Consider the following 23,398-nt stretch of genomic DNA (forward strand, 5'->3'; position numbering starts at 1 on the left):
ATTCCCCCTTAAGAAATTTCGGTGCCTACACCTTCTTTCGTAAATATTTCAAGCAAAACCGCATGTTTCACTCTTCCGTCTATGATATGGGCTTTTTTAACACCGCCACCAAGAGCAATCTGACACGCTTTCACTTTTGGAATCATTCCTCCTGAAATTGTGCCATCTTCTATTAACTGTGGAATATCGTCTTTTGACAGAACAGACATTAAATCACCATTTTTATCCTTTATTCCTTCTATATCTGTAAGCATTATCAATTTTTCAGCTTTTAAAGCTGCCGCCACCTCTCCTGCAACGATATCAGCGTTTATGTTGTAAGCTTCATAATCTTTACCAACCCCAACTGGAGCTATAACCGGAATAAATTTTGATTCAAGAAGTTTAAACACAATTGCAGGATTTACCTTTTCAACTTCACCAACAAATCCAAGGTCTATAATTTCTGTCGCCTTAACCTCTGAAAGATACTTTTTATAATCTATTTTCCTTGCTTCTATAAGATTTCCGTCTTTCCCTGACAGGCCAACAGCATTACCACCATGAGAATTTATAAGTTTGACTATCTCTTTGTTCACTTTACCAACCAAAACCATCTCAACAATATTCATCGTTTCTTTATCTGTTACCCTCATACCACCGATAAATCGGGTTTTAATATCAAGTTTCTTTAAAAACTCTCCTATCTGAGGGCCACCTCCATGAACGATTACAGGGTTAATACCGATATATTTGAGTAAAACAACATCTTCAGCGAAACTTCTTTTTAGCTCATCATCCACCATTGCATTTCCACCATACTTTATAACAACAGTTTTGCCGTAGAATCTTTTAATGTACGGAAGAGCTTCAAGAAGAACAGAAGCTTTCTCTATCAACCTTTCCAATCTTCAACCTCCCTTATAAGTTCATCTGTTGTAAAAGGTATCACATCAGATATTTTCCCGCCTTTTATGGCCATTAAAAGTCTATCAAATCCAAGAGCAACTCCTTCACAATCTGGAAGCGGTTTATTTTTTAGAAGCTTTAAAAACCCTTTATCAACTGCTCTTTTTCCCTTTTTATCAAACTTCTCAAGGTAATCTTTATATCCAACAAGCTCTGTATAGCCGTTTGCTATCTCAATACCTTTTATGTAAAGCTCAAATCTCTCAGCCTTCCTATCTTTTACTTTTGCCATGGCAGAAAACTTCTCTGGGAAATCGTAAAGAAATAGTGGTTTTTTTATCTGTGATAACGCAGGTTCAATTTTATCAACAAGAAGGAAAAAGAAAGCATCTTCGTAAACTTCTCTGCCAGCAACTTTTTTCACTTCCTCCTCATCTAAAACATCTTTCACATCGGCAAACTCCCTGAACACTTCATCAACTGTAAGTTTTAAAAAACTACCTGTTAGGTCAACATCAATCTTAAAACCAAGAGTTTCAGCTTTACTAAAACAGTGCTTTACCATCCTTTCAGTTTCATCCATACCACAGGTATAATCTTTGCCCGCTCTATACCACTCAACCATCGTAAATTCAAGATTGTGAGAATCTCCTATCTCCTGATTTCTGAAAACACGGGCAATTTGAAATATCCTATCAAAGCCATACCATATAAGTCTTTTCATGAAAAACTCTGGAGATGTATGAAGAAAAAATAGAAACTCTTTTCCTTTAAAATCGGAAAAAAGAACCTTAACATTTTCAACATTATCGTCAGGATTTTCATAAGGAACAATAAAAGGTGTATCAACCTCTATAAATCCTTCCTCCTTAAAAAAAGAACGAATCTCGGAAAGAAGAGCATCTCTTAAAACAAAAACTCCTTTATCTATCAAGACAAACCTCCTTTAAAACGGTATAAACAGATACAGGGACATACCCTGTAAACTCTACATTCACATTAAAGCAAGGAATATCAAAAACGTGACAACCGCAGTGAATATTGAAACTGTTTCTGTGAACATGACCGTGGATAAGCAGGTCGCAGTTGGAAAATTTGAACAACTCTCTTACTCTGCCAATCAAATTGAGATAGCGTTTCTTCTTCCTTAAATCAAGAGCTGGAAAATGAGAAAGAAAAAATCTTCTCCCTTCCACTTCAATTATTTTATAAAGCGGATAAATCCTATCAAAATAACCGAGAAGCTTATCTTTAAGTTTAAAATCGTGATTTCCAAGAATTAGAATCTTTCTACACGGTAGAGATTCCCAGCGTTTTAGAAATCCTTTCTCATCATTAAGCGTCCAGGTGAAATCACCAAGATGGAAAAGTATATCTCCTGCTTTAATCTCCTTTTCAAGATTTTCAAGAATTCTATTTTCAAAACCTTCAAATCTGAAAGCACTTAAATTGACTATATTGGAGTGGTAAAAATGGGTATCTGAAATAAAGTAAAGCACACAACCTCCGCTTTGTTAAAATTACATCCTAAAATTAAACCAGGGTAGAAAACAATGGAACAGCAGTTTCTAAAAAACAGATGGAACAATTTAAGTGAAATAATCCCCGAAAACGTTGAGAATTTTATCTCAATCTATAACAAAAGAGAACCTCTGTTGATTGAGATAGAAGAGTTTGCAAAAAAAGAGAAAGTTCCCATCCTGCTTCCATCCTCAGCAAACCTTCTTAAACTGCTGTGCAAACTAAAACAACCCCGTACTATACTTGAAATAGGAACAGGCATCGGATACAGCACTTTATCAATTCTTTACGCTTTAAATGGAAATTGTGAACTGATTTCTGTTGATTTTAACAGAGATAGAATAGAAATTGCATCAAGCTTCATAAAAAAGAGCGGTTTTAAAGCAACTTTAATACATAATGATGCTTTCAATGCATTAAGAGATTTCCTTGCGGAAGGGAAAACATTTGATTTTATATTTATAGACTCAATGAAATCGGAGTATCCATTTTTCAATTATAAAATTCAAGCTCTTCTAAAAGAAAACGGAATGGCGGTTTTTGACAACGTGCTTTTCAGGGGATATGTGTGTGGCGTTCATCCAGAAAGATATAAAAGAGCTGTTTTTCTTCTTAAAAAATTCCTCAAAGATGTTAAAACCTATCCAAACTTTGAAAATTCAATCATACCGGTGGGAGATGGACTTCTAATAACTGAAAGAAAAAATTAATACATGGCAACTTTATCAAGAGAATGTAAATATTCTTTAATCCCTTCAGCTATTCCCCTTGCAATTTTCCACTGATAACTGCTTTTCACAAGATTTTTTCTGTCTTTTTTGTTTGTCATAAAGCCTGTTTCAATCAGAACGGCAGGCCTTCCAGGAGTCTTAATAACAAGAATATTTCTCTTCATATCTCTTATGCCTTTAACTATACTCTCATTAGTATTAGCCTTAAGCTTCTTAACAATAGCTTCGGCAAGCCGTCTGCTCTCAACAAAAGTAACAGTACTTGATAAGGAAACTATAACAGGCGTTATACTCCAGCACATAGTATCTGAGCAGATTTTCACATTTTTTGCTATCTCCTCAGCGGTATCGGTAGCCTTTGCAAAAAGAGTCGGAGAAGCTTTGAAAACTGTAACTCCATTCCAGTTAGGATGATTTGGCATTGAGTCAGCATGGATACTTACAAAAGCATCAGCGCAGGATTTAGCTGCAATCTCAGCCCTTTTTAAAAGGGGAACAAAAACATCTCTATCTCTTGTCATAATCACGGTAATACGCGGGTCTTTCTCAAGAAGTTTTTTTACCTTTTTAGCTATCGCAAGGGTGATTGTTTTCTCTTTGTATTTTGGATGTCTCCAGTGAATAGGCCATATTGCACCGGGATCTTTTCCACCATGCCCAGGGTCAAGAACAACGATTCTTTTCCCAAACTCTGTTTTAAGCTTTAACGGAACAAAATCAGGTAGCACGTCAATAACAAGACGAAACGGCTTATTTTTTCTGGCTTTCAAAGCAAAAATTTTGTAAGAACGAGGAGAATAAAGCTTTATTCTTATCTTTGTTTTTGTTCTGGTCAATGGAATTATCTCAACATATTTTGCAAATCTACTTTTAAGATAAATTTTCTTTCTATTTGCTCTTAAACCTTTAACGATAAAGACAAGGTAATTATGCTTCATATAGTTGGAGATATACTTTTTATAAACCTTCCCGCTTAAATCAAGAACTATCCTTGTCCTTTTTGGGGAGGATGAATATCTAACTCTTTTAACGTAAGGAATATACCTTTTTGCAAAAGAAAATTCCATAGAAGAAAGGGAGAATAGGCCTCCAATACCTAAAACTTTAAGAAACTGCCTTCTGCTAAACATAACTGACCTTCTCCCCTCTAAACTCAATTATAAAACTATTATATACTCAACGGAAAGTTTAACATTTCTTCCCAAAAAGAACCATCCTTCTTAAAAGCTGAAGGGCAAGGGCAGGGTCACAGCCTTTTCCGCACACAGCAGAGCAACTTCCGGCAAAATGGCATCTGAAAACTCCCTCAGGAGAAGCAACCACTTCCATTCTTTCATAATACCCTTCATCTCTGTTATCAACAATATACCTGAAAGCCTGAGCAAGTGCTTGAGGCCCCATAAACCCCTTTACTCCTTTAGAAAGGTCAGGTGTTCCCATACACACACTGTAGCAACTACCACACTTAATACAGTAAGCAAACTGAATATAACGTGCAAGTTGCTCTGGAGTTTGCTTAAGTTCTTTATCAGGTTCTATCGAGTAAATATCTTCATGTTTATTTATAAGGTAAGGTTTTACCATCTCATGTTTTCTAAAAAACGGCTCAAGGTCAACAACAAGGTCTTTAATAACAGGGTATTTAGAAAGAGGTTCAAGTCTAACAGTATTCCCTTCAAGCTGAGCTATTTTTGTAATACATGCAAGTTTTGGAATGCCATTAACCCTAACAGCACAGGAACCGCAGATAGCCATTCTGCATGAATGCCTGTATGAAAGGGAAGAATCAATATTTTCTTTTATATAGTTAAGTGCATCAAGTATAGTAACAACACTTGCTATTTTTGGAACCTTAAAAGTCTGTTCGTAAGGCTTTTTATCCTTTGCAGGGTCAAACCTTTTAATTATAAATGTATATTCTGCCATTCTTAAAACTCCCGTCTTAAATAACCTTGTGTTTTGCAGCTATTAAAATTACAGATAAAAAGGCACCTATAACAACAAAAAGATAATCAACAGCTTTACTGTATCCCTTCTTTTCAACAACAATTGAACGAATTCCGTAAAGTCCATGATAAAGAATCATCAAAATAGAAAAGTCAAGAACGTAAATGAAATAAGGTGTTTTAGGATGCAGCATCTCTTTTAAAGGTTTAATATGCATCATCAGATTATGCACTATAAAGAAAAAGAAAACAAAAACTGCCGATACAAGATAGAAAAAGTAAAGCAACCTTTCACTTCTCATGATGTCATCCCCTTTCCGATTATAAGAACGAGAAGAAAAACAGCAGCCATAGCCATACAGATATAAAAGAGTATCCTTGAATATTTAAGGGAAACTGGAGAGTAGGGATACTCTATAAATCCAGGTTTTCCTATAAAGAAAGCAAGTTCAAGTATTATAAGCCTTATGCCGTTAAACGCGTGATACGCAAAAGCAACTACGGCAAGCCAGTCAAAGTAAACACATACAGGCCCCTTTGCTAAAACATGAATCACCATATAAACAAAAAGAAAAACTCCCGTAATTCTGTGCAGTTTTGATAGCTTCTCTTCCATCACCATGATTAATACTTCCTTTCCACCGGTTTGTATTTTGTGATTTTCACATCCCTATAGTAAAGATCAAGCTTTTCACCAACTCTTTTAACAAGAGTATGTTTTAAGAAATTTTTATCATCCCTTTCAGGATAATCTGTCCTGAAATGAGCTCCTCTTGATTCTTTCCTGTTCAAAGCAGAAAAAGTGATAACCTCTGCAACATCAACCATATTAAGAAGCTCCTGATAATTTATCAGTTCAAGATTGTATATTCTGGAAGTGTTCCCAACTTTCACTTCAGAAAGTTCAGCTTTTATATCCCTTATTTCTTCAAGAGCTTTTTGAAGTTCTTCCTCATTTCTCTCTATACCCACAAATCTATCCATCGTTTCTCTCAGTTTCTTACGTAGAGAGTATAAAGATGTTTTTCCACCGCTTCCTATATGAGAGAAAAATTCCTTCTCTTTAGAATTTAAAAGTGCCTCATCAACTTTTTTCTTTCCTGAAAACTCTTTAAGGTTTTCAACAACTTTCTCACCACAAAGTTTCCCACACACAAGGCACTCAGCGGTAGAGTTTGTTCCAAGTCTGTTAGAACCGTGAATTCCAGCAGCAGCATTCTCACCTATAGCATAAACCCCGGGAATTTCTGTAACACCGTAAACGTCAGCAGCAATTCCACCCATAGAATAGTGCGCAGCCGGCCTTATCGGTATAGGTTCTTTAACAGGGTCTATACCTAAAAACTTCATACAAACTTCTCTAATAAGATGAAGCCTGTGCTTAACCTTCTCCTCTCCAAGGTGGGTAAGGTCAAGTAAAACATAACTTAAACCGTCTCTCTCAAAGGCTCTACCTTTTTTAATCTCTTCAAAAATAGAACGGGAAACAATATCCCTTGGAGCAAGCTCCATTGCAGTGGGAGCGTAATATTTCATAAACCTTTCACCATCTTTGTTTAAAAGATGTCCGCCTTCACCCCTTGCAGCTTCTGACATAAGAATCCCTGACGGGATAAGACCAGTTGGATGGAATTGAATAAACTCCATATCTTCAAGGGGAAGTCCCATTCTTAAAGCATAAGCAAGACCATCACCGGTAGAGCTATCTGAATATGTTGTAAATGAGTAGGTGCAACCCGAGCCACCTGTGGCAAGAATAAGTTGATTTCCTACTATAAAGTCAACCTCTCCTGTTTTAAGCTTGTAGGCTGCAAGAACAAACGCACCGTTATTTTCAAAAATATCGTAAACAAAATACTCATCGTACCTTTGATAGTTTGAAAATCTGAGAAGATTATCATAAAGAGTCTGCATTTCAAAAAAACCAGTCTTATCACTTGCATAAGTTGCCCTTGGATAGGAATGACCACCAAAAGGCCGTTGAGCAATTTTTCCATCTTTTGTTCTTGACCATGGACATCCTAAATGGTCAAGAAAGTAAATTTCTTCAGGACAATACTCTACAAACTTTTCAACTGCATCCTGATCAGCAAGAAAATCACTCCCCTTAACAGTATCATACTCATGCTTCTCAAAACTGTCCTCAGGAGATAAAACAGCAGCAGTTCCCCCTTCAGCACATACAGAGTGTGCTCTCATAAGCTGAACTTTTGAGACAAGTCCCACATTCACTTCATCTTTAGTTTTTCTTAAAATCTCAATAGCCACCCTGAGTCCAGCAAGTCCTGTCCCAAGAATAACAACATCGTGATAATAAACAGCCATAGCAGCGCCTCTTTCTCAAAAAATTTTGCGCAGAGATTATAACACAAGTATATCTTCTATCAAGAAAATCAGACATTTATACTAATTATACAATTATAAAGTTTACAGACTTACCACTAAAGCAATATGGTAAACAATAAAAGCAACAACCCATGCAACAGCAAGTTCTACAGCAACTACAAATAGAACCCATTTTTTTGATCCGCTCTCCTGATAGATAGCGGAAATGGTGGCTATACACGGAATATAAAGGAGAACAAAAAATAGATAGGCAAGAGCTGCTTGAGGTGTAAAAACTGTCCTTAACACTTCAGGAAGGTGCTCAGCATTCCCATAAAGCGTTCCTAAAGTTCCGACAACAACTTCTTTAGCAACACCACCAAACAGCAAAGCAATAACAGGCTTCCAGTCAGTTATACCGATGGGTTTAAAAACAGGAAGTATCAACTTTCCAATCATTCCAGCTAAAGAATGCTCCCCGGCATACTCCACACCAAACGGAAAACTGGCAAGAACCCAGATAATAACAGAAGCTAAAAATATAACTGTTCCTGCTTTTTCTATAAAATCCTTAACCTCTATAAATGTTTGATTTAAAACCATTTTCAAAGAAGGAACTTTATAAGCAGGTAGTTCAATAAAAAACTCTTCCTCTCCACTACTCTTTAAAAACAGTGATAACAACTTAGAAAAAATAAGAGCTATAAAAATTCCCGTTCCATACAAAGAGAGTACTATCAACGTTCTGCTACTTTCAAAAAAAGCGGCTATAAAAACGGTATATACAGCAAGTCTTGCACTGCAGGAAATCCACGGAATCACAAGCATCGTTATAAGCTTTTGAATCGGTGAACGCATAGCTCTTGTAGAGTAAACGGCAGGCACATTACACCCAAAACCGAGAATAAGAGGAATAACAGAAGCTCCAGAAAGCCCAAAAATTCTCATAAAATTATCCCAAAGGGCGGCTGCTCTTGCCATATACCCTGAATCTTCTAAAATGGAAAGAAGCGTATAAAGAACGAAAAGTATGGGAAGAAAAGACAGAACAGAACCTACTCCTGCAAAAACACCCCTGTCTATAAAGGACTTCAAAATCTCAGGAAAAGGTAGCTTATAGAGAAATGAAGGTAAAATATCCCCAAAAAATTTCCCAATAATCTCCACAAAAGGTTCACTTAACATGAAAGTCAATTTAAAAACAGCCGCCATAATAGCAAAGAAAACAGGAATTCCTGTTAAAGGAGTAGTAATAACACGGTCTATCCTATCCCTTAAACATTCTTTCTCACACTTTTTTTCCGCTTCAACAACTTCCTTAGCTATTTCAGAAGCGATAATAAACCTTTCTCTAACAATAATAGCACCTATATCTTCTCCCTTTCTCTCTTTGACCTCTTTCCTTATCCTTTCAAGAACAGATTTTAACTTTTCACCTGAAGAAGAACTTAAAACTTTTTCAATAATTTCCTTATCACCCTCAAGTATTTTTATTGCATACCACCTAACTTTTTGAGGCTCAAACAAACTTTTAATAACAGATGAAACTTCAAGAATTGCTGCTTCAACAATTTCAGAATAAACAGGTTGGAAAACTTTTCCCTTTATTCCTTCAAGAGCAACTAAAACCATTTTCTCTTTTAGCTCACTCAATCCTGCACCTGTATAAGCACTCACAGGAACAACGGGTAAATTCAAAATCTTAGATAACTTTTCAAAATTTATATTAAAATCTTCAACATCATCAACTTTGTTCAATGCAAGAATTGGTTTCACACCCATTTCAAGAAGCTCAAGAGTAAGATAAAGATTTCTTCCTAACGTGGTTACATCAACAACATTTAAAACGGTATCATACTTTTCATTCAGTAGAAAATTACGAGTTACCCTTTCTTCAATGGTGTAAGAAGTCAAACTATAAACACCGGGAAGGTCTATCAACTTTATTTTAAAGCCCCTAAAGGAGAAAAAACCCTCCTTTTTTTCAACCGTTACACCGGGCCAGTTTCCAACTTTAGCTTTTGTTCCAGCAAGGGCATTCATTATTGCCGTTTTTCCAACGTTTGGATTACCAACTAAAGCAACAACTATCTCCTCTTTCAACTTCACCTCACAATAACTCTTCTTGCCATACCTTTGCCAAGAGCAAACCTGCTCCCTGCAATCTCCACAATAACAGGGCCTGGTGCTGTTTTAATCACCCTTACCTTTGTTCCTGGAAAAAGACCAACCGATGCCATGCGGTTACAAAAACAGGGAGAACCTTTTATTTCAACAACTTCAACCTTTTCTCCTTCCTTAACGTCAAGCAACGTTCTCATAACTTCACCTTTAACTCTTTGATTGTTAGAATATATTAACTTTTTGAAAAACGTCAAGAAAGCAAAGGATTAAAAACTTTTTTCAAATATTAACGCTTTTCAAAATGGTGAAACTTAAAAACTAAATGTATAATTCCTCTTATGAAATGGACTGTTATGAAACTTATCAAACGAGCGACAGAAATTCTATCTGAAAAAGGAATAGAAACACCACGTCTTGATGCTGAACTTCTAATGTGTCATACGTTAGGTTGGGAAAATAGAGTTAAGCTTTATACAAAATATGACAGACCTTTATCATCTGATGAAGTTGAAACTTATCGCCAACTTATAAAGCAGCGAGTCAAAGGTGAACCTGTAGCATATATAACCGGAAGAAAAGAATTTTTTGGATTCCAGTTTAAATTAACAAAAGACGTTTTAATACCGCGTCCTGAAACTGAATTATTGGTTGAACAAACTCTTGAAATAGCAAAGAATATATCAGAAACTCCTATAAAAATTGCAGACATCGGCACAGGAAGTGGATGCATAATAATTACACTTGCAAAACTGCTAACAAAAAAAGCTGAATTTTTTGCAACAGATATATCAGAAAAAGCTTTAGATATAGCAAAGGAAAATGCAAAAATTCACAATGTAAATGTGCATTTTTTTAAAACAGATATACTGGAAAATCTAAATGAAAACTTCACAATAGTTGTATCAAATCCCCCGTATATCTCTTTCAAAGACAAAAGAGTTGAAAAAAGTGTTACAAAATATGAACCACACTGCGCTTTATTTGGAGGAGAGAAAGGCACAGAAATAATAGAAAAACTAACAAAACAAGCATACAGCAAACTTAAAAAAGGCGGTTATCTTTTAGTAGAATTTGGAGAAGGACAGGCAGGAGAAGTTAAGAAAATTTTTGAAGCTTCAGGTTTTAAAAATATACAAGTGCTTAAGGATCTGGCAGGAAAAGAACGAATAATCTTAGGAGAAAAGTAATGTATAAGTTCATAATAAAGGGTGGAAAAGAGCTAAAGGGAACTGTAAAAATCTCAGGTTCAAAAAATGCAAGCCTTCCAATCATTTTTGCAGCAATACTTACAAAAGAAGCTCAGATTGAAAATGTTCCCAATTTAAGAGATACAAGAACAGCCGTTGCACTTTTAAAAGATATGGGATTTGAAACCTGCTTTGAAAAGAATACTCTTTTTGTGAGAGAAAAAGAAAAAATTAAAACAGAAGCAGATTATGAACTTGTAAGAACTATGAGAGCCTCTATTCTTTCTCTTGGTCCCCTTCTTGCAAAATATGGAAAAGCAAAAGTATCTTTGCCTGGTGGCTGTGCAATAGGTGCAAGACCTATAAATTTTCACCTTAAAGCTCTTTCTAAACTTGGAGCAGAAATATCTATAGACCATGGATATATAAATGCAACTGTTAAAGGTAGATTAAAAGGAGCAGAAATTGTATTTGATAAACCAACAGTTGGCGGCACCGAAAACCTACTAATGGCAGCTGTGCTTGCCAAAGGAAAAACAGTAATAAAAAATGCTGCAAAAGAACCTGAAATAGTTGACCTTGCTAATGCTCTCAAGAAAGCTGGAGCTATAATTGAAGGAGAAGGCACTGACACCATAGAAATTACAGGTGTGGAAGAACTCTCAAAAATAGACTATACAGTAATGCCTGATAGAATTGAAGCTGGAACATTTATCTCTTTCATCGCTACAGCTGGAGGAGAAATCACAATTGAAGACTGTCCATATGACACAATAGAAGCAGTCGTTCAAAAATTTAAAGAAGCAGGGCTTACAATAGAAAAACTAAACAATGTAACAATAAAAATAAAGAAAGAAGGAAAACTTAAAGCTACAGACATCACAACACAGGTTTATCCCGGATTCCCTACGGATATGCAGGCACAGTTTATGGCAGCAATGTGCCTTGCAGAAGGAGTTTCAATTATAAAAGAAACAATCTTTGAAAATAGATTCCAGCATGTGCTTGAACTACTAAGACTTGGAGCTAACATTACAATAGATGGAAATACAGCTATAGTTAAAGGAGTAGAGAAACTTATAGGTGCAAAAGTTATGGCGACAGACCTAAGGGCCAGTGCATCCCTTGTTGCTGCAGGACTTGCAGCTGAAAACACTACAGAAATCTACAGAATCTATCACCTTGAGAGAGGCTACGAAAATCTTGAAAAAAAACTTCAATCCCTTGGAGCATACATAGAGAAGGTAAAAGCAGAAAAGCCTTTCTAAACAGGGAGAAGTGATGTTTATTTTCCATACAAAAGTGGCAAGCACAGAAATATATCTTGCATCCTTAACAGTTTTTATCCTGATAACAATTCAAATAATAAAAGTTATCATTCAACGAAAACTACAAAATAAATTCCTTAAAGCTTTAATTGAAAGTTTAAGCGGTATCTTATTTTTTATAGCAGGATTTTCTATCTCTAAACTTGTTCCATCTCCACTTCTAAAGTTTGTATTTGAAGATTTTTCAATTTTAATAGGCTCTGTATATCTTACCCGGGCACTCTATATAGCAGAAGAAGCAGCAACCCTACCCAGATTTATAACATTTTTCTTTCTCACACTTGCATTTATTACATCAGTATTTACACACTTCAATTTCTTTAATTTAGATGTTAAGATTCTTCTTTTTCTACGAAAATTATTCATAATTCTTGCATTTATACCTCTAATTACATCTTTAACATCTCTTCTTAAAGAAAGTATCAGGAACATTGTTTCTATTTCTCTGTTTATATCCTACTTAACTTTTTCAATACTGTGGCTATCTGGTCTAATAACTTTTGATACAAAAGCCATTGTAGGAATAGGTGTAATCGCTGTAATAAGTTTATTTTACAGCTGGGTTATTACACGAGGAACAGAGTTTATTAAAAATTTTATTGATAAAGAATTTGTGAGAAAAAGAGACATTGTTGTTTTAATAAAAAATCTCAAACTTCTAATTACCCTTATTTTTATCTTTTTCCTGAAAATTTCCCTGGAATACTTTTTCAATCTTGATAATCTTTTCTACATTTTAAAACAAACCTATTTTATTAAAACGGAACTGTTGAAAATAAGCTTCTACAATATCATCATTTCCATCTATTATGGATTTTTCCTGACATCTTTGCTCAATGTAGTAAGAAAAGGAATAAAACTTTACTTCCCAAAACACAGGCGCACAATAGAAGGCGGATCGGCAGAAGCACTCATATTTAACATAGGAATTCTCTTTGTTTTCATGGTGGTTCTATCTTCTCTTGGTATAACATGGAAAGTATTGCTTCCCATAGCAGGAACTCTCGGAGTTGGTATAGGTTTCGGACTTCAAACCATAATGAACAATTACATGAGCGGATTTATTTTACTTTTTAGTAAAAAACTGAAAATAGGAGATATCGTTGAACTTCCTCTTTCTGTTCCAACTTTGGGAAATGAAGAGAAAAATGTTTTTGGGAAAATTGAAGATATTGGCATTCTTGCAACTTTAATAAGAACAAATGATGGAGTTGAGATAGCCATACCAAACTCAAATTTTATATCTTCTCCTATAGTGAACTTCTCTCATCACGATCCGTTTGTAAGACTAAGAATTCCTGTAGGTGTATCTTACTCTTCAGACCCTGAAACAGTAAGAAAGGTTCTAACAAAAGTTCTTGAAAACATGCCCGGTGTCTTAAAAACTCCCAGGCCTAAAGTCTGGTTCTGGGAATTCGGTGAAAGCGCCCTTATATTCATTGCATCTTTCTGGATAGATATAAGAAAAGAAATAAAAATAGAAGAAATAAGAAGCAGATTTTACTACACCGCCTGGAGAGAGCTTAAAAAAGCTGGAGTAGAAATACCATTTCCTCAGCATGACTTATGGTTTAAAAATACTTTAAAAGTAGAAATTGATAGTAGGAAGAATCCTGAATAATTCACTATAAATGCTTTAAAGTAGGAGCAGATAAAACCTAAATCAATAAAACAGCAATCATAACTCTTATCTTATTTCTGAGGTACGCTTAAAACCTTTGGGAAAAACGACCTCTTTTACTACCTCTGGAACAGTTTCAATTCCTTAGAGGTACGCTTAAAACTACAGAACAGGCAGAAACCTATGCTGGAATTTACCGGTTTCAATTCCTTAGAGGTACGCTTAAAACCCAGGATATGGAAGAACTCAAAAGACGGTATCCTGATCTGTTTCAATTCCTTAGAGGTACGCTTAAAACAAAACTCATTTTGAATATCTATCATTATTATTAGATAGGTTTCAATTCCTTAGAGGTACGCTTAAAACCACCTTTAGCTTCAATGAAACCTTTCTGCTTTAGATAGTTTCAATTCCTTAGAGGTACGCTTAAAACTTTCCGGCAAAAGAGGAATCCCAGATAGAATCCCTGTTTCAATTCCTTAGAGGTACGCTTAAAACTTTAGAAAATAATGAGATTCTTTTTGTTGATTATTCGTTTCAATTCCTTAGAGGTACGCTTAAAACAAGGGAAAGGATTTTCATTTCCTCTGACTTCTATTGTGTGTTTCAATTCCTTAGAGGTACGCTTAAAACAAGCAGTAAAAACTAAATCATACCTTAAAGAGATAGCTGTTTCAATTCCTTAGAGGTACGCTTAAAACTCGTAAAATCTTTCTAGAAGTTGGTTTCTTTTATGGGTTTCAATTCCTTAGAGGTACGCTTAAAACAATCGGTGCTGAAAATGTCGGTCAAGTAGTTTCCAAATTGTTTCAATTCCTTAGAGGTACGCTTAAAACTGATGGATTTAGAGAAGTATTATATGTTTGATCCTAGTTTCAATTCCTTAGAGGTACGCTTAAAACTTTAGATACAATAGAAGAAGATTTAGCAAGTCAGTTGTTTCAATTCCTTAGAGGTACGCTTAAAACCTCATCTCTCTTTCCTCCTTCTCTTTTGTTTTGGTAAGTTTCAATTCCTTAGAGGTACGCTTAAAACTTGGTGAGGAATATAAGAATATTATAATTGAAGAGTTTCAATTCCTTAGAGGTACGCTTAAAACGCGGTGTTTGACCTTATTAAGAATGCTTATTCCATCAATAGTTTCAATTCCTTAGAGGTACGCTTAAAACAAGATGAAAAAGATAGCAAAAATCGGGAAAGCAACTTAGTTTCAATTCCTTAGAGGTACGCTTAAAACTATATCATAACCTTACCAACAACAAAAAATCCAAATAGTTTCAATTCCTTAGAGGTACGCTTAAAACCATATATATACCTTCTGTAGGTATGAATGAGCTTACTAGTTTCAATTCCTTAGAGGTACGCTTAAAACGATAATTCAAGTATAAAAGCAACTTTTTTTAGATCAAGTTTCAATTCCTTAGAGGTACGCTTAAAACGATAATTCAAGTATAAAAGCAACTTTTTTTAGATCAAGTTTCAATTCCTTAGAGGTACGCTTAAAACGATAATTCAAGTATAAAAGCAACTTTTTTTAGATCAAGTTTCAATTCCTTAGAGGTACGCTTAAAACGATAATTCAAGTATAAAAGCAACTTTTTTTAGATCAAGTTTCAATTCCTTAGAGGTACGCTTAAAACAAGAATGTGAAGTGTGGCAAAACATGTAATTATTGTAGTTTCAATTCCTTAGAGGTACGCTTAAAACTTTTTTTACACTTTATTGCTGATATAACAGGTTAAATAGTTTCAATTCCTTAGAGGTACGCTTAAAACTCGAAAGAATTATCAACACAGATTTACTACGTGTTGAGTTTCAATTCCTTAGAGGTACGCTTAAAACACAAATAACTCAATAGGTTCATATGTACTATCTTTAGTTTCAATTCCTTAGAGGTACGCTTAAAACAAGAAAACCGAGAAAAAGGAGGTATAAAATGAAAGGTTTCAATTCCTTAGAGGTACGCTTAAAACATTGATTAAGCATAAATCTGTAATTATACAATTGTGGTTTCAATTCCTTAGAGGTACGCTTAAAACAAATCCAGTAGCTTTGTCTATAATATGCGCCGTATTATGTTTCAATTCCTTAGAGGTACGCTTAAAACAGATACAAATGGAAATCCTACAGTTTATAAATTTCCTAAGTGTTTCAATTCCTTAGAGGTACGCTTAAAACCCTTTGTGATCATTTCCAACCTCCTTTTTTGTTTTGTTAAGTTTCAATTCCTTAGAGGTACGCTTAAAACTTATGGTAGAATGAAGAAAACCGAGAAAAAGGAGGTGTTTCAATTCCTTAGAGGTACGCTTAAAACTAGGGAAAGCAACTTATAGAAGGTTAATCTCACGGTGTTTCAATTCCTTAGAGGTACGCTTAAAACTTAACATCTTTACAGAAAAAGTTGAAAGTCTCGTTGTGTTTCAATTCCTTAGAGGTACGCTTAAAACACGGGATAAGATACACTCAACTTGGTTATGCTGGTGGCAGTTTCAATTCCTTAGAGGTACGCTTAAAACCAGATGTCTGTTGGGAATGTTTGTTTCCTATAAAGAGTTTCAATTCCTTAGAGGTACGCTTAAAACCCAGGCGGCAAGTGCATTTTCGGTGCTGTCAAGCTCTACGTTTCAATTCCTTAGAGGTACGCTTAAAACACAAAACCTGTATTAGATTTTGTATTCAATATAAAAGAGTTTCAATTCCTTAGAGGTACGCTTAAAACAAATAGTTTAGAACATGTTTTATCAAACACAAAAAGTTTCAATTCCTTAGAGGTACGCTTAAAACAAATAGTTTAGAACATGTTTTATCAAACACAAAAAGTTTCAATTCCTTAGAGGTACGCTTAAAACTGTTCCTATAAATAGCTCTTTTCCACTTACAGGATGTCGTTTCAATTCCTTAGAGGTACGCTTAAAACATGTTTCGGGTATATATTATTGTATGAAAAAAACTGTTTCAATTCCTTAGAGGTACGCTTAAAACAATAATGGAAGATAGGGATTTAGCGTCGCCGTCATAGTTTCAATTCCTTAGAGGTACGCTTAAAACGTATATTTCCAGTGAACGGCTTTATTAAATGCCGCTTGTTTCAATTCCTTAGAGGTACGCTTAAAACCAGGTTGAGCCGGAAGTCTCTCAACTCCAAGCAAAGCTCCGTTTCAATTCCTTAGAGGTACGCTTAAAACCCTGACGCTCCAGTTCAGACTATTCCAGATGATGCTAGTTTCAATTCCTTAGAGGTACGCTTAAAACTATATACGATAATTGTTTCAAAAACTTGGGATATAGGTTTCAATTCCTTAGAGGTACGCTTAAAACAGTCCGCTGTCTTTCTTTTCTCGTCGCCGCCGTTCTTTGTTTCAATTCCTTAGAGGTACGCTTAAAACTAGAGAGAAAGGATATTGTTTCTTACGCCTTGCGAGAGTTTCAATTCCTTAGAGGTACGCTTAAAACTTAAATTATATTTTTTTATTAGAAAATCAACATATTTAGTTTCAATTCCTTAGAGGTACGCTTAAAACAATTGCATTTAAAAGAGATAAGATTGTATTTGCTCAGTTTCAATTCCTTAGAGGTACGCTTAAAACCCTAAACCACAGTCATATTACACTGCTGTTTACAATGGTTTCAATTCCTTAGAGGTACGCTTAAAACTATAAAAGGAATAAGATGTTATAGGGTGGATATTTTGTTTCAATTCCTTAGAGGTACGCTTAAAACAGATTTTGATTCTGACACTCAAGCGTTGCTTGAGTGTTTCAATTCCTTAGAGGTACGCTTAAAACCATCGTTTATCCTCCTAAATATATATTATTTTTAATTAGTTTCAATTCCTTAGAGGTACGCTTAAAACCTTTTGGAGATTAGCTATCTTTTTGAGCTTTTTCCGTTTCAATTCCTTAGAGGTACGCTTAAAACCATATGGAACTGTAATGTTTCGTGGTGTTGGATCGGTTTCAATTCCTTAGAGGTACGCTTAAAACTCAAGTCGGTTATAAAAATACATCCAAGCCTGTTTATGTTTCAATTCCTTAGAGGTACGCTTAAAACTATATTAGGTTTGAATACGATATCGCCGGATTCGTAATCGTTTCAATTCCTTAGAGGTACGCTTAAAACGAAATAAACGATTATAAACTTCAAGAAAATATAAACAGTTTCAATTCCTTAGAGGTACGCTTAAAACAGCTTTTAGTGTAGTATAGTCGTTAGTTACACTATCTTGTTTCAATTCCTTAGAGGTACGCTTAAAACACGCAAGTCGTTGAATTTGAAAACTGGTGAAATAAATTAGGTTTCAATTCCTTAGAGGTACGCTTAAAACGAAGTACCGTCAGTAAAGAATATACCTGCCTCTGATATGTTTCAATTCCTTAGAGGTACGCTTAAAACGATATCCAATAACAGAAGATTACGATAAAGGTATTGTGTTTCAATTCCTTAGAGGTACGCTTAAAACTATCGTATATTTTCATTTTGACATTTTCGTTATTCAAGTTTCAATTCCTTAGAGGTACGCTTAAAACAAGGTTTTACCGTAGTTGATAAATTTGCCCCTGCTATTTTCAGTTTCAATTCCTTAGAGGTACGCTTAAAACTATCTAGATTTTTATTCAATCTAGATAACAAACCAAGTTTCAATTCCTTAGAGGTACGCTTAAAACTTAGAGCCACTGGGGTGTAAAACCCCAGTGAAATTAGTTTCAATTCCTTAGAGGTACGCTTAAAACCCACTCTATTGCTTATTCCTTTTTTCAAAGAACGTCAAGATTTATACACATATTATCATTACCTAATATTGGAAGTCAAATGTCGGGGATGATTATTAAGATATTTATAATAAACATAATAACTGGCAGAAAGACACTGGGAATAAGTAAATTACATAAATAAAAACGCATATTGGATTCCCGACACTTATCATAAATCAACGATAAATTAGTACTCTATCCTCAAACCCTTTAAAATTTCCATGCATTGCTTTTGCAACATATTTAAGAAAAATAGCAAATCTTGATTCACTGCCTCTTCTATAAAGCTTCCCTTTCCATAAAATCTTTATATCTTCTAACCTTTTAACATCATCAGATTTAACAAGAGCAAGAAGTTTCCCTTCATTTAATTGAGTCTTTATTTTCGTAAAGGAAACATCTCTAACAACCTTTCTTTCTGCATAAAAGGGTAAATTATGCCAGAAGTAACTTTCTACAAGCAAAGGCACATTTTTCTCAATTCTTTCTTTTTTTATAGCCTTTCCTATTTCGTCATAAGGTCTAAATTTTTCAACTGTTGGTAAAAGGGAAACAGTAAACATTGTAAAAAACAGAAGGGCTGAAATATAAGGAGTTAGTTTCAGTTCTCTAAAATAAATTAATAGTGCAGCTGCAATTACTACACATAGATAGTAAACGGGAGAAAGACTAAATACAAACACCACCAAGAAAGTAGCCACGAAGAAAACTACAGCAGGAATAATAAAAGCAGTTTTATAAATCTTTTTTTCAACCCCTTCTTCAGGACTATAATTTGAAACAAAATATCCAGTTATAAGTGAAAGAGCCGGATGAGCCTGAATTATATATGTGGGAATTTTTCCTTTTGCTAAAGTGAAAATAACAAGCATTACAAAAAGCCAGGCAAAAGGAAAAAGTAATTTCTCAAAATAATTTTTAATTTTCGCCAATCCGAAGTAAGCAACAAGAGAATATGGTAAAAACCCCCACAAAATAACAACTGGATAGTAAAACGGATTCAAGCTCCCATCTTTTTTCTCAACCGCTCTCTTAATAGTTTCTTTCATCAAAACATTTAAAAATTCATTACCAAACTTCAAATACATATAAACATACCACCAGCATCCAATAATTAAAACTAAAGGTATTCCTATTTGAAGTTTGAGAAATTTTATATCTTCCCATGCTCTAAGAAAATTAAAACTGTTTTCAAGAAGGATATAAAGAAGAATTATCCCTCCAATGACTATAATGTAAGGATAACCTTTTGTTAAAACTGTTAGGCCCAAGGAAATATAAGATAAAAGAATATAAGAGAATTTTTTGTTTTTATATCCTTTAATAAAGAGATACAAGGTCAACGTAAAGAAAAAGGTAAGAACATCCTCAGGAGAAGCGTAACGAGAGTTTATAACAAACTGAAGGCTTAAAAACATTGCGAAAGCAGAATAAACAGCAGATTTTCTATCAAAAAGCTCACGAGCAATAAGGTAAGTCAATAAAACAGAAAAAAGGGACAAAATTACAACAGGCAGTCTGGCAGAAAACTCTGAAATCCCAAAAAGCTTATAAGATAAGGCAACAAGCCAGTAAGTCATAGGCGGCTTATTAAATCTTGACTGATAGTTATAGTAAATATCAAGATAATTTCCACTTTCCATCATTTCTCTTGCCGATTCAGCATAAAAGCTTTCGTTAGGAATCCATATATCGTTTACCCCAAGATTTTTAAAGAAAACAAATACACTTAAGAGAATAAGAATAAAAAAGATAAATCGTCTCTTATCCATTTTCCCTTATCTCCTTTACCTTTTCAGCCACATATCTTAAAAGTTCTTTCATCCCTTCACCTGTCACAGCAGAAACAGCAAAGAAAGGATACCCTCTTGATTCAAAATATTTCTTTGCCTCATCTATAACAGACCTGTCAGACAAAGCATCTATTTTTGTTCCAACAACAATTTGAGGTTTTTTAGCAAGCTTCGGGGAGTATAGTTCAAGTTCTTTATTAATTTTCTCAAAAGCTTCCTTAAAATCTCTTGTTTGATCTGACAAATCTATCAGATGAAGTAAAAGTTTTGTCCTTTCAACATGTCTTAAAAACTCATGCCCCAATCCTCTTCCTTTATGAGCTCCTTCTATAAGACCGGGGATATCCGCCACAACAAAAGAAAATCCATCAACCTCTGTTACACCAAGGATAGGCCTTAATGTGGTAAAAGGATAATCAGCTATTTCAGGCCTTGCTGCAGAGATTCTTGACAAGAAAGTGGATTTCCCGGCATTTGGAAAGCCTACCAACCCTACATCTGCTATCAGCTTTAACTCAAGCTCTATCCACCTTTCTTCTCCCGGCTCCCCCGGCTCAGCAAAATCGGGTGCTCTCCTTGTAGGAGTTGCAAAAGCCGCATTACCACGCCCTCCACGTCCCCCTTTAGCTACAACAAGCTTCTCCCCTTCCCTTGTAAGATCACCAAGAATCTCTCCAGTTTCTGCATCTTTTACAACCGTCCCAACAGGAACTTTTATAATAAGGTCTTCTCCACTTTTTCCAGTTCTTTTATTTCCTTCTCCGTGTCTTCCTCTTTCAGCTTTATAGTGCCTTTTATACTTAAAATCAAGCAAGGTATGGATGTTTTTATCTGCAACAAGGATAACACTGCCACCTTTTCCACCATCACCACCGGCAGGACCACCTTTAGGAATAAATTTCTCCCTTCTAAAAGCCACACAACCGTTACCGCCATCACCACCTTTAACAAATATTTTAACTTTATCTATGAAACTGGCCATACGAAACCTCCAGCAGTGCAAAATTCAGGGAATTTCTAAAAGGAAAGTTAAATTAAAGATGGTGAAAGTCAACTATAAAACTATATCCAGAGAGAATACTGATTTAAACCTGTATCTTCTGGGAAACCACATAAAATATTCATATTCTGGATAGCCTGACCAGAAGCCCCTTTCCCTATATTATCTATCGCAGAAATAGCAACCCCAAGCCCTGTTTCCTCATCTTTTGTTACATATATATCACAAAAATTTGTCCCGGCAACATGAGAAGTTTCAGGAGGGAAAGATTTAAGCCTTACAAATTTCTCATTTTTATAAAACTGGTTATAAACAGCCTGCAACTCTTCTTTTGCAGCATCTGTTTTAAAGTAGATGGTTGACAATATTCCCCTGTTCATAGGAACAAGATGTGGAGTAAATCTCACTTTTTTTAAACTTAACTTCTCAGCAATTTCTGGAGCATGACGATGGCCTTCAACAGCATAAGCCTTAAATGTCTCATTAACTTCGCAAAAAGTAAAAGATACAGAAGATTTCCTTCCAGCCCCGGTAACTCCAGATTTACTGTCGGCAATAACTGGATAATTTTCGTCAATCAAACCTGAGATTTTTGCAGGATAAAGTCCAAGTATAACACTTGTAGGATAACAACCCGGATTTGCAACAATTGTTTTATTTTTAATTTCATCTCTAAAAATTTCAGGTAAACCGTAAGCCACTTTTGCAAAAAGCTCTTTAGCGTGATGCTTTACTCCATAAACTTTTTCATAAATCTCGGGAGAATCAAATCTAAAATCAGCACTAAAATCTATAATTTTAAGTTCTGGCTTTTTTTCATAAAGACCTCTAACAACAGGGAATGCCGCCCTATGGGGAAGACACACAAATACAACATCAGACATTGAAGCTACTGTATCAACGTTAAACTCAGTAAAAACTAACTTTGAAACTTTTGAACCGTAAAGATGGGGAAAAACATCAGATACTTTCTGACCGGCATACTGACGTGAAGTTAAAGAGAGAATATTTACAAACGGATGAAATAGTAAGAGGCGGAGAAGCTCCGCCCCTGTATATCCTGAAGCACCGATAATAGATATGTTAACGTTTTGACCACTGGTATCTTGCACGAGCTCCTCTTTGACCATATTTCTTTCTCTCTTTGATACGAGCATCTCTTGTAAGGAAACCAGCTTTTTTAAGAGCAGGTCTTAACTCAGGGTTAAAAGCAAGAAGAGCCTTTGCTATACCAAATTTAACAGCATCTGCCTGTGCTGACTTTCCGCCACCTTTAACGGTGCACCATACATCAAATCTTCCATTCATTCCAGTAACATCAAAAGGCTGTTCCATTATTTTAAGAAGAGCAAGTCTTCCAAAGTAAGTTTCTGCATCTTGCCTATTAACAGTTATTTTTCCTGAACCGTTTGGAATTATCCATACTCTCGCTATAGCTGTTTTTCTCTTACCTGTTCCGTAATATCTCATTTCTGCCATTGATTCCTCCATTAAAATTCAAGAGGTTTAGGATTTTGTGCACTGTGTGGATGCTCAGGACCAGCATAAACCTTCAACCTCTTAAGTCTCTTATCTCTAAGCTTGTTTTTAGGAAGCATACCCTTGACAGCAAGTTTAATTACTTCTTCCGGTTTCTTCTCAAGCATCTCTTTTAAAGTAGCCTGTTTAAGATGACCAAAATAGCCGGTATGCCTGTAGTAGATTTTGTTTTCAAGCTTTCTACCACTTGCGTAAATTTTTTCAGCATTCACAACAACCACAAAATCTCCACCATCAACATGTGGAGTGTAGGTAGGCTTATGCTTTCCCATAAGAATTTTTGCAATTTCACTTGCAAGCCTTCCAAGAGTTTTACCGGTAGCATCAACAACATACCAATCTCTTTTAACTTCTTCCTTCTTCTGCATGAAGGTTTTCATTTCAGTTCCTCCAGATAGTGGCGTTCTTCTAAAACGCCGAAAATGTAGCGGGCACGCGAAATTTACTATAGAGATAAAAAATTGTCAAGTGATAACGAGAATTTATCCCTGCATAGGTATACACATACTCCCCACCCACACCAAAGGAAAAAGGCTGCCCACCTGGTAGTTAAAATATTAAGAGCACTAAACATTCAAATTTTCAGAAAACCAAAACCACTACCAGGAGGACAACCATGCAGCTAAATATAAACCTATACCACG

19 protein-coding genes and 1 CRISPR repeat array are annotated in these 23,398 nt (G+C 35.2%); of the genes, 4 read left to right on the forward strand and 15 right to left on the reverse strand.

The window, feature by feature from the left end; translation table 11 throughout:
- Positions 1-8: 8 nt before the first annotated feature.
- Genes argB through CHB58_RS02535 form a run of 3 tightly spaced genes read right to left on the reverse strand, consistent with a single transcriptional unit; the run spans position 9 to position 2,387 of the window.
- Entirely contained in the window at positions 9-887 is an 879-nt protein-coding gene (gene argB, locus CHB58_RS02525; protein ID WP_089322531.1) for an acetylglutamate kinase, read from the reverse strand.
- The gene (locus CHB58_RS02530) at positions 875-1,822 is read right to left on the reverse strand and encodes an amino acid--tRNA ligase-related protein (RefSeq protein WP_245807320.1); all 948 of its coding nucleotides are present in this window, start codon (positions 1,820-1,822) and stop codon (positions 875-877) included. Before CHB58_RS02530 ends, argB begins: the two co-directional genes overlap by 13 nt.
- Entirely contained in the window at positions 1,812-2,387 is a 576-nt protein-coding gene (locus CHB58_RS02535) for a metallophosphoesterase (RefSeq protein WP_089322532.1), read from the reverse strand. Before CHB58_RS02535 ends, CHB58_RS02530 begins: the two co-directional genes overlap by 11 nt.
- Positions 2,388-2,441: 54 nt before the next feature.
- Here CHB58_RS02535 and CHB58_RS02540 point away from each other — a divergent pair, with 54 nt between their 5' ends.
- Positions 2,442-3,119, forward strand: a complete 678-nt coding sequence (locus CHB58_RS02540) for an O-methyltransferase (protein ID WP_089322533.1) — start codon at positions 2,442-2,444, stop codon at positions 3,117-3,119.
- Here CHB58_RS02540 and CHB58_RS02545 read toward each other — a convergent pair.
- From CHB58_RS02545 to CHB58_RS02575, 7 genes are all read right to left on the reverse strand, one after another.
- On the reverse strand, positions 3,116-4,270 hold the full coding sequence (locus CHB58_RS02545) for an N-acetylmuramoyl-L-alanine amidase family protein (protein ID WP_089322534.1): 1,155 nt from the start codon (positions 4,268-4,270) through the stop codon (positions 3,116-3,118). The two genes, CHB58_RS02540 and CHB58_RS02545, sit on opposite strands and share 4 nt — an antisense overlap.
- A 58-nt stretch (positions 4,271-4,328) precedes the next feature.
- Positions 4,329-5,066: a succinate dehydrogenase iron-sulfur subunit gene (locus CHB58_RS02550; RefSeq protein WP_089322535.1), complete on the reverse strand. Its 738-nt coding sequence runs from the start codon at positions 5,064-5,066 to the stop codon at positions 4,329-4,331.
- A 16-nt stretch (positions 5,067-5,082) separates the two neighbouring features.
- Positions 5,083-5,388, reverse strand: a complete 306-nt coding sequence (locus CHB58_RS02555) for a hypothetical protein (RefSeq protein WP_089322536.1) — start codon at positions 5,386-5,388, stop codon at positions 5,083-5,085.
- Entirely contained in the window at positions 5,385-5,708 is a 324-nt protein-coding gene (locus CHB58_RS02560; RefSeq protein ID WP_089322537.1) for a succinate dehydrogenase, cytochrome b556 subunit, read from the reverse strand. The genes CHB58_RS02555 and CHB58_RS02560 overlap by 4 nt, the downstream gene beginning before the upstream one ends.
- Before the next feature lie 2 nt (positions 5,709-5,710).
- Positions 5,711-7,411 (reverse strand): FAD-binding protein, encoded by a 1,701-nt coding sequence (locus CHB58_RS02565; protein WP_089322538.1) that lies wholly within the window; start codon positions 7,409-7,411, stop codon positions 5,711-5,713.
- A 102-nt stretch (positions 7,412-7,513) separates the two neighbouring features.
- The gene (feoB, locus tag CHB58_RS02570; protein WP_089322539.1) at positions 7,514-9,514 is read right to left on the reverse strand and encodes a ferrous iron transport protein B; all 2,001 of its coding nucleotides are present in this window, start codon (positions 9,512-9,514) and stop codon (positions 7,514-7,516) included.
- Positions 9,515-9,516: 2 nt separating this feature from the next.
- Entirely contained in the window at positions 9,517-9,732 is a 216-nt protein-coding gene (locus CHB58_RS02575) for a FeoA family protein (protein ID WP_089322540.1), read from the reverse strand.
- Between the two features lie 156 nt (positions 9,733-9,888).
- On the opposite strand from CHB58_RS02575, the gene prmC reads away from it, so the two are divergent.
- From prmC to CHB58_RS02590, 3 genes are read left to right on the forward strand one after another with little or no spacing between them, the layout of a single operon-like run.
- The gene (gene prmC, locus CHB58_RS02580; RefSeq protein WP_245807321.1) at positions 9,889-10,722 is read left to right on the forward strand and encodes a peptide chain release factor N(5)-glutamine methyltransferase; all 834 of its coding nucleotides are present in this window, start codon (positions 9,889-9,891) and stop codon (positions 10,720-10,722) included.
- The gene (murA, locus tag CHB58_RS02585) at positions 10,722-11,990 is read left to right on the forward strand and encodes a UDP-N-acetylglucosamine 1-carboxyvinyltransferase (RefSeq protein WP_089322542.1); all 1,269 of its coding nucleotides are present in this window, start codon (positions 10,722-10,724) and stop codon (positions 11,988-11,990) included. Before prmC ends, murA begins: the two co-directional genes overlap by 1 nt.
- Before the next feature lie 13 nt (positions 11,991-12,003).
- The gene (locus CHB58_RS02590; protein ID WP_089322543.1) at positions 12,004-13,671 is read left to right on the forward strand and encodes a mechanosensitive ion channel family protein; all 1,668 of its coding nucleotides are present in this window, start codon (positions 12,004-12,006) and stop codon (positions 13,669-13,671) included.
- A gap of 133 nt (positions 13,672-13,804) precedes the next feature.
- Positions 13,805-18,401: a CRISPR direct-repeat array (repeat unit 30 nt; unit sequence GTTTCAATTCCTTAGAGGTACGCTTAAAAC).
- 197 nt (positions 18,402-18,598) lie between these two features.
- Here the strand turns inward: CHB58_RS02590 and CHB58_RS02595 are convergent.
- The 5 genes from CHB58_RS02595 to rplM all read right to left on the reverse strand — a co-directional run bounded on the left by CHB58_RS02595 (position 18,599) and on the right by rplM (position 23,134).
- Positions 18,599-20,194 carry an ArnT family glycosyltransferase gene (locus CHB58_RS02595; protein WP_089322544.1) on the reverse strand — a complete coding sequence of 532 codons (1,596 nt, stop codon included), beginning with the start codon at positions 20,192-20,194 and terminating at the stop codon, positions 18,599-18,601.
- Positions 20,187-21,197, reverse strand: coding sequence for a GTPase ObgE (obgE, locus tag CHB58_RS02600; protein ID WP_089322545.1), 1,011 nt, complete (start codon positions 21,195-21,197; stop codon positions 20,187-20,189). The genes CHB58_RS02595 and obgE overlap by 8 nt, the downstream gene beginning before the upstream one ends.
- Before the next feature lie 80 nt (positions 21,198-21,277).
- Complete coding sequence (gene argC, locus CHB58_RS02605) at positions 21,278-22,327, reverse strand: N-acetyl-gamma-glutamyl-phosphate reductase (RefSeq protein ID WP_089322546.1); 1,050 nt, start codon at positions 22,325-22,327, stop codon at positions 21,278-21,280.
- A complete protein-coding gene (gene rpsI / locus CHB58_RS02610) occupies positions 22,299-22,694 on the reverse strand; it encodes a 30S ribosomal protein S9 (RefSeq protein ID WP_180706405.1) in 396 nt (131 codons plus the stop codon). The genes argC and rpsI overlap by 29 nt, the downstream gene beginning before the upstream one ends.
- A gap of 11 nt (positions 22,695-22,705) precedes the next feature.
- Positions 22,706-23,134, reverse strand: coding sequence for a 50S ribosomal protein L13 (gene rplM, locus CHB58_RS02615; protein ID WP_089322548.1), 429 nt, complete (start codon positions 23,132-23,134; stop codon positions 22,706-22,708).
- Between the last annotated feature and the right edge of the window lie 264 nt (positions 23,135-23,398).

Origin of the sequence: Desulfurobacterium atlanticum (assembly GCF_900188395.1) — a bacterium.
GTDB classification, from domain to species: Bacteria; Aquificota; Aquificia; order Desulfurobacteriales; family Desulfurobacteriaceae; genus Desulfurobacterium_A; species Desulfurobacterium_A atlanticum.

Coding starts and splice junctions, on each gene's coding strand:
- CHB58_RS02590 (WP_089322543.1), top strand. CDS start 12,004: ATGTTTATTTTCCATACAAAAGTGGCAAGCACAGAAATATATCTTGCA.
- obgE (WP_089322545.1), bottom strand. CDS start 21,197: ATGGCCAGTTTCATAGATAAAGTTAAAATATTTGTTAAAGGTGGTGAT.
- CHB58_RS02545 (WP_089322534.1), bottom strand. CDS start 4,270: ATGTTTAGCAGAAGGCAGTTTCTTAAAGTTTTAGGTATTGGAGGCCTA.
- rpsI (WP_180706405.1), bottom strand. CDS start 22,694: ATGGCAGAAATGAGATATTACGGAACAGGTAAGAGAAAAACAGCTATA.
- CHB58_RS02555 (WP_089322536.1), bottom strand. CDS start 5,388: ATGAGAAGTGAAAGGTTGCTTTACTTTTTCTATCTTGTATCGGCAGTT.
- rplM (WP_089322548.1), bottom strand. CDS start 23,134: ATGAAAACCTTCATGCAGAAGAAGGAAGAAGTTAAAAGAGATTGGTAT.
- CHB58_RS02595 (WP_089322544.1), bottom strand. CDS start 20,194: ATGGATAAGAGACGATTTATCTTTTTTATTCTTATTCTCTTAAGTGTA.
- CHB58_RS02575 (WP_089322540.1), bottom strand. CDS start 9,732: ATGAGAACGTTGCTTGACGTTAAGGAAGGAGAAAAGGTTGAAGTTGTT.
- CHB58_RS02565 (WP_089322538.1), bottom strand. CDS start 7,411: ATGGCTGTTTATTATCACGATGTTGTTATTCTTGGGACAGGACTTGCT.
- CHB58_RS02560 (WP_089322537.1), bottom strand. CDS start 5,708: ATGGTGATGGAAGAGAAGCTATCAAAACTGCACAGAATTACGGGAGTT.
- CHB58_RS02550 (WP_089322535.1), bottom strand. CDS start 5,066: ATGGCAGAATATACATTTATAATTAAAAGGTTTGACCCTGCAAAGGAT.
- CHB58_RS02540 (WP_089322533.1), top strand. CDS start 2,442: ATGGAACAGCAGTTTCTAAAAAACAGATGGAACAATTTAAGTGAAATA.
- prmC (WP_245807321.1), top strand. CDS start 9,889: ATGAAACTTATCAAACGAGCGACAGAAATTCTATCTGAAAAAGGAATA.
- murA (WP_089322542.1), top strand. CDS start 10,722: ATGTATAAGTTCATAATAAAGGGTGGAAAAGAGCTAAAGGGAACTGTA.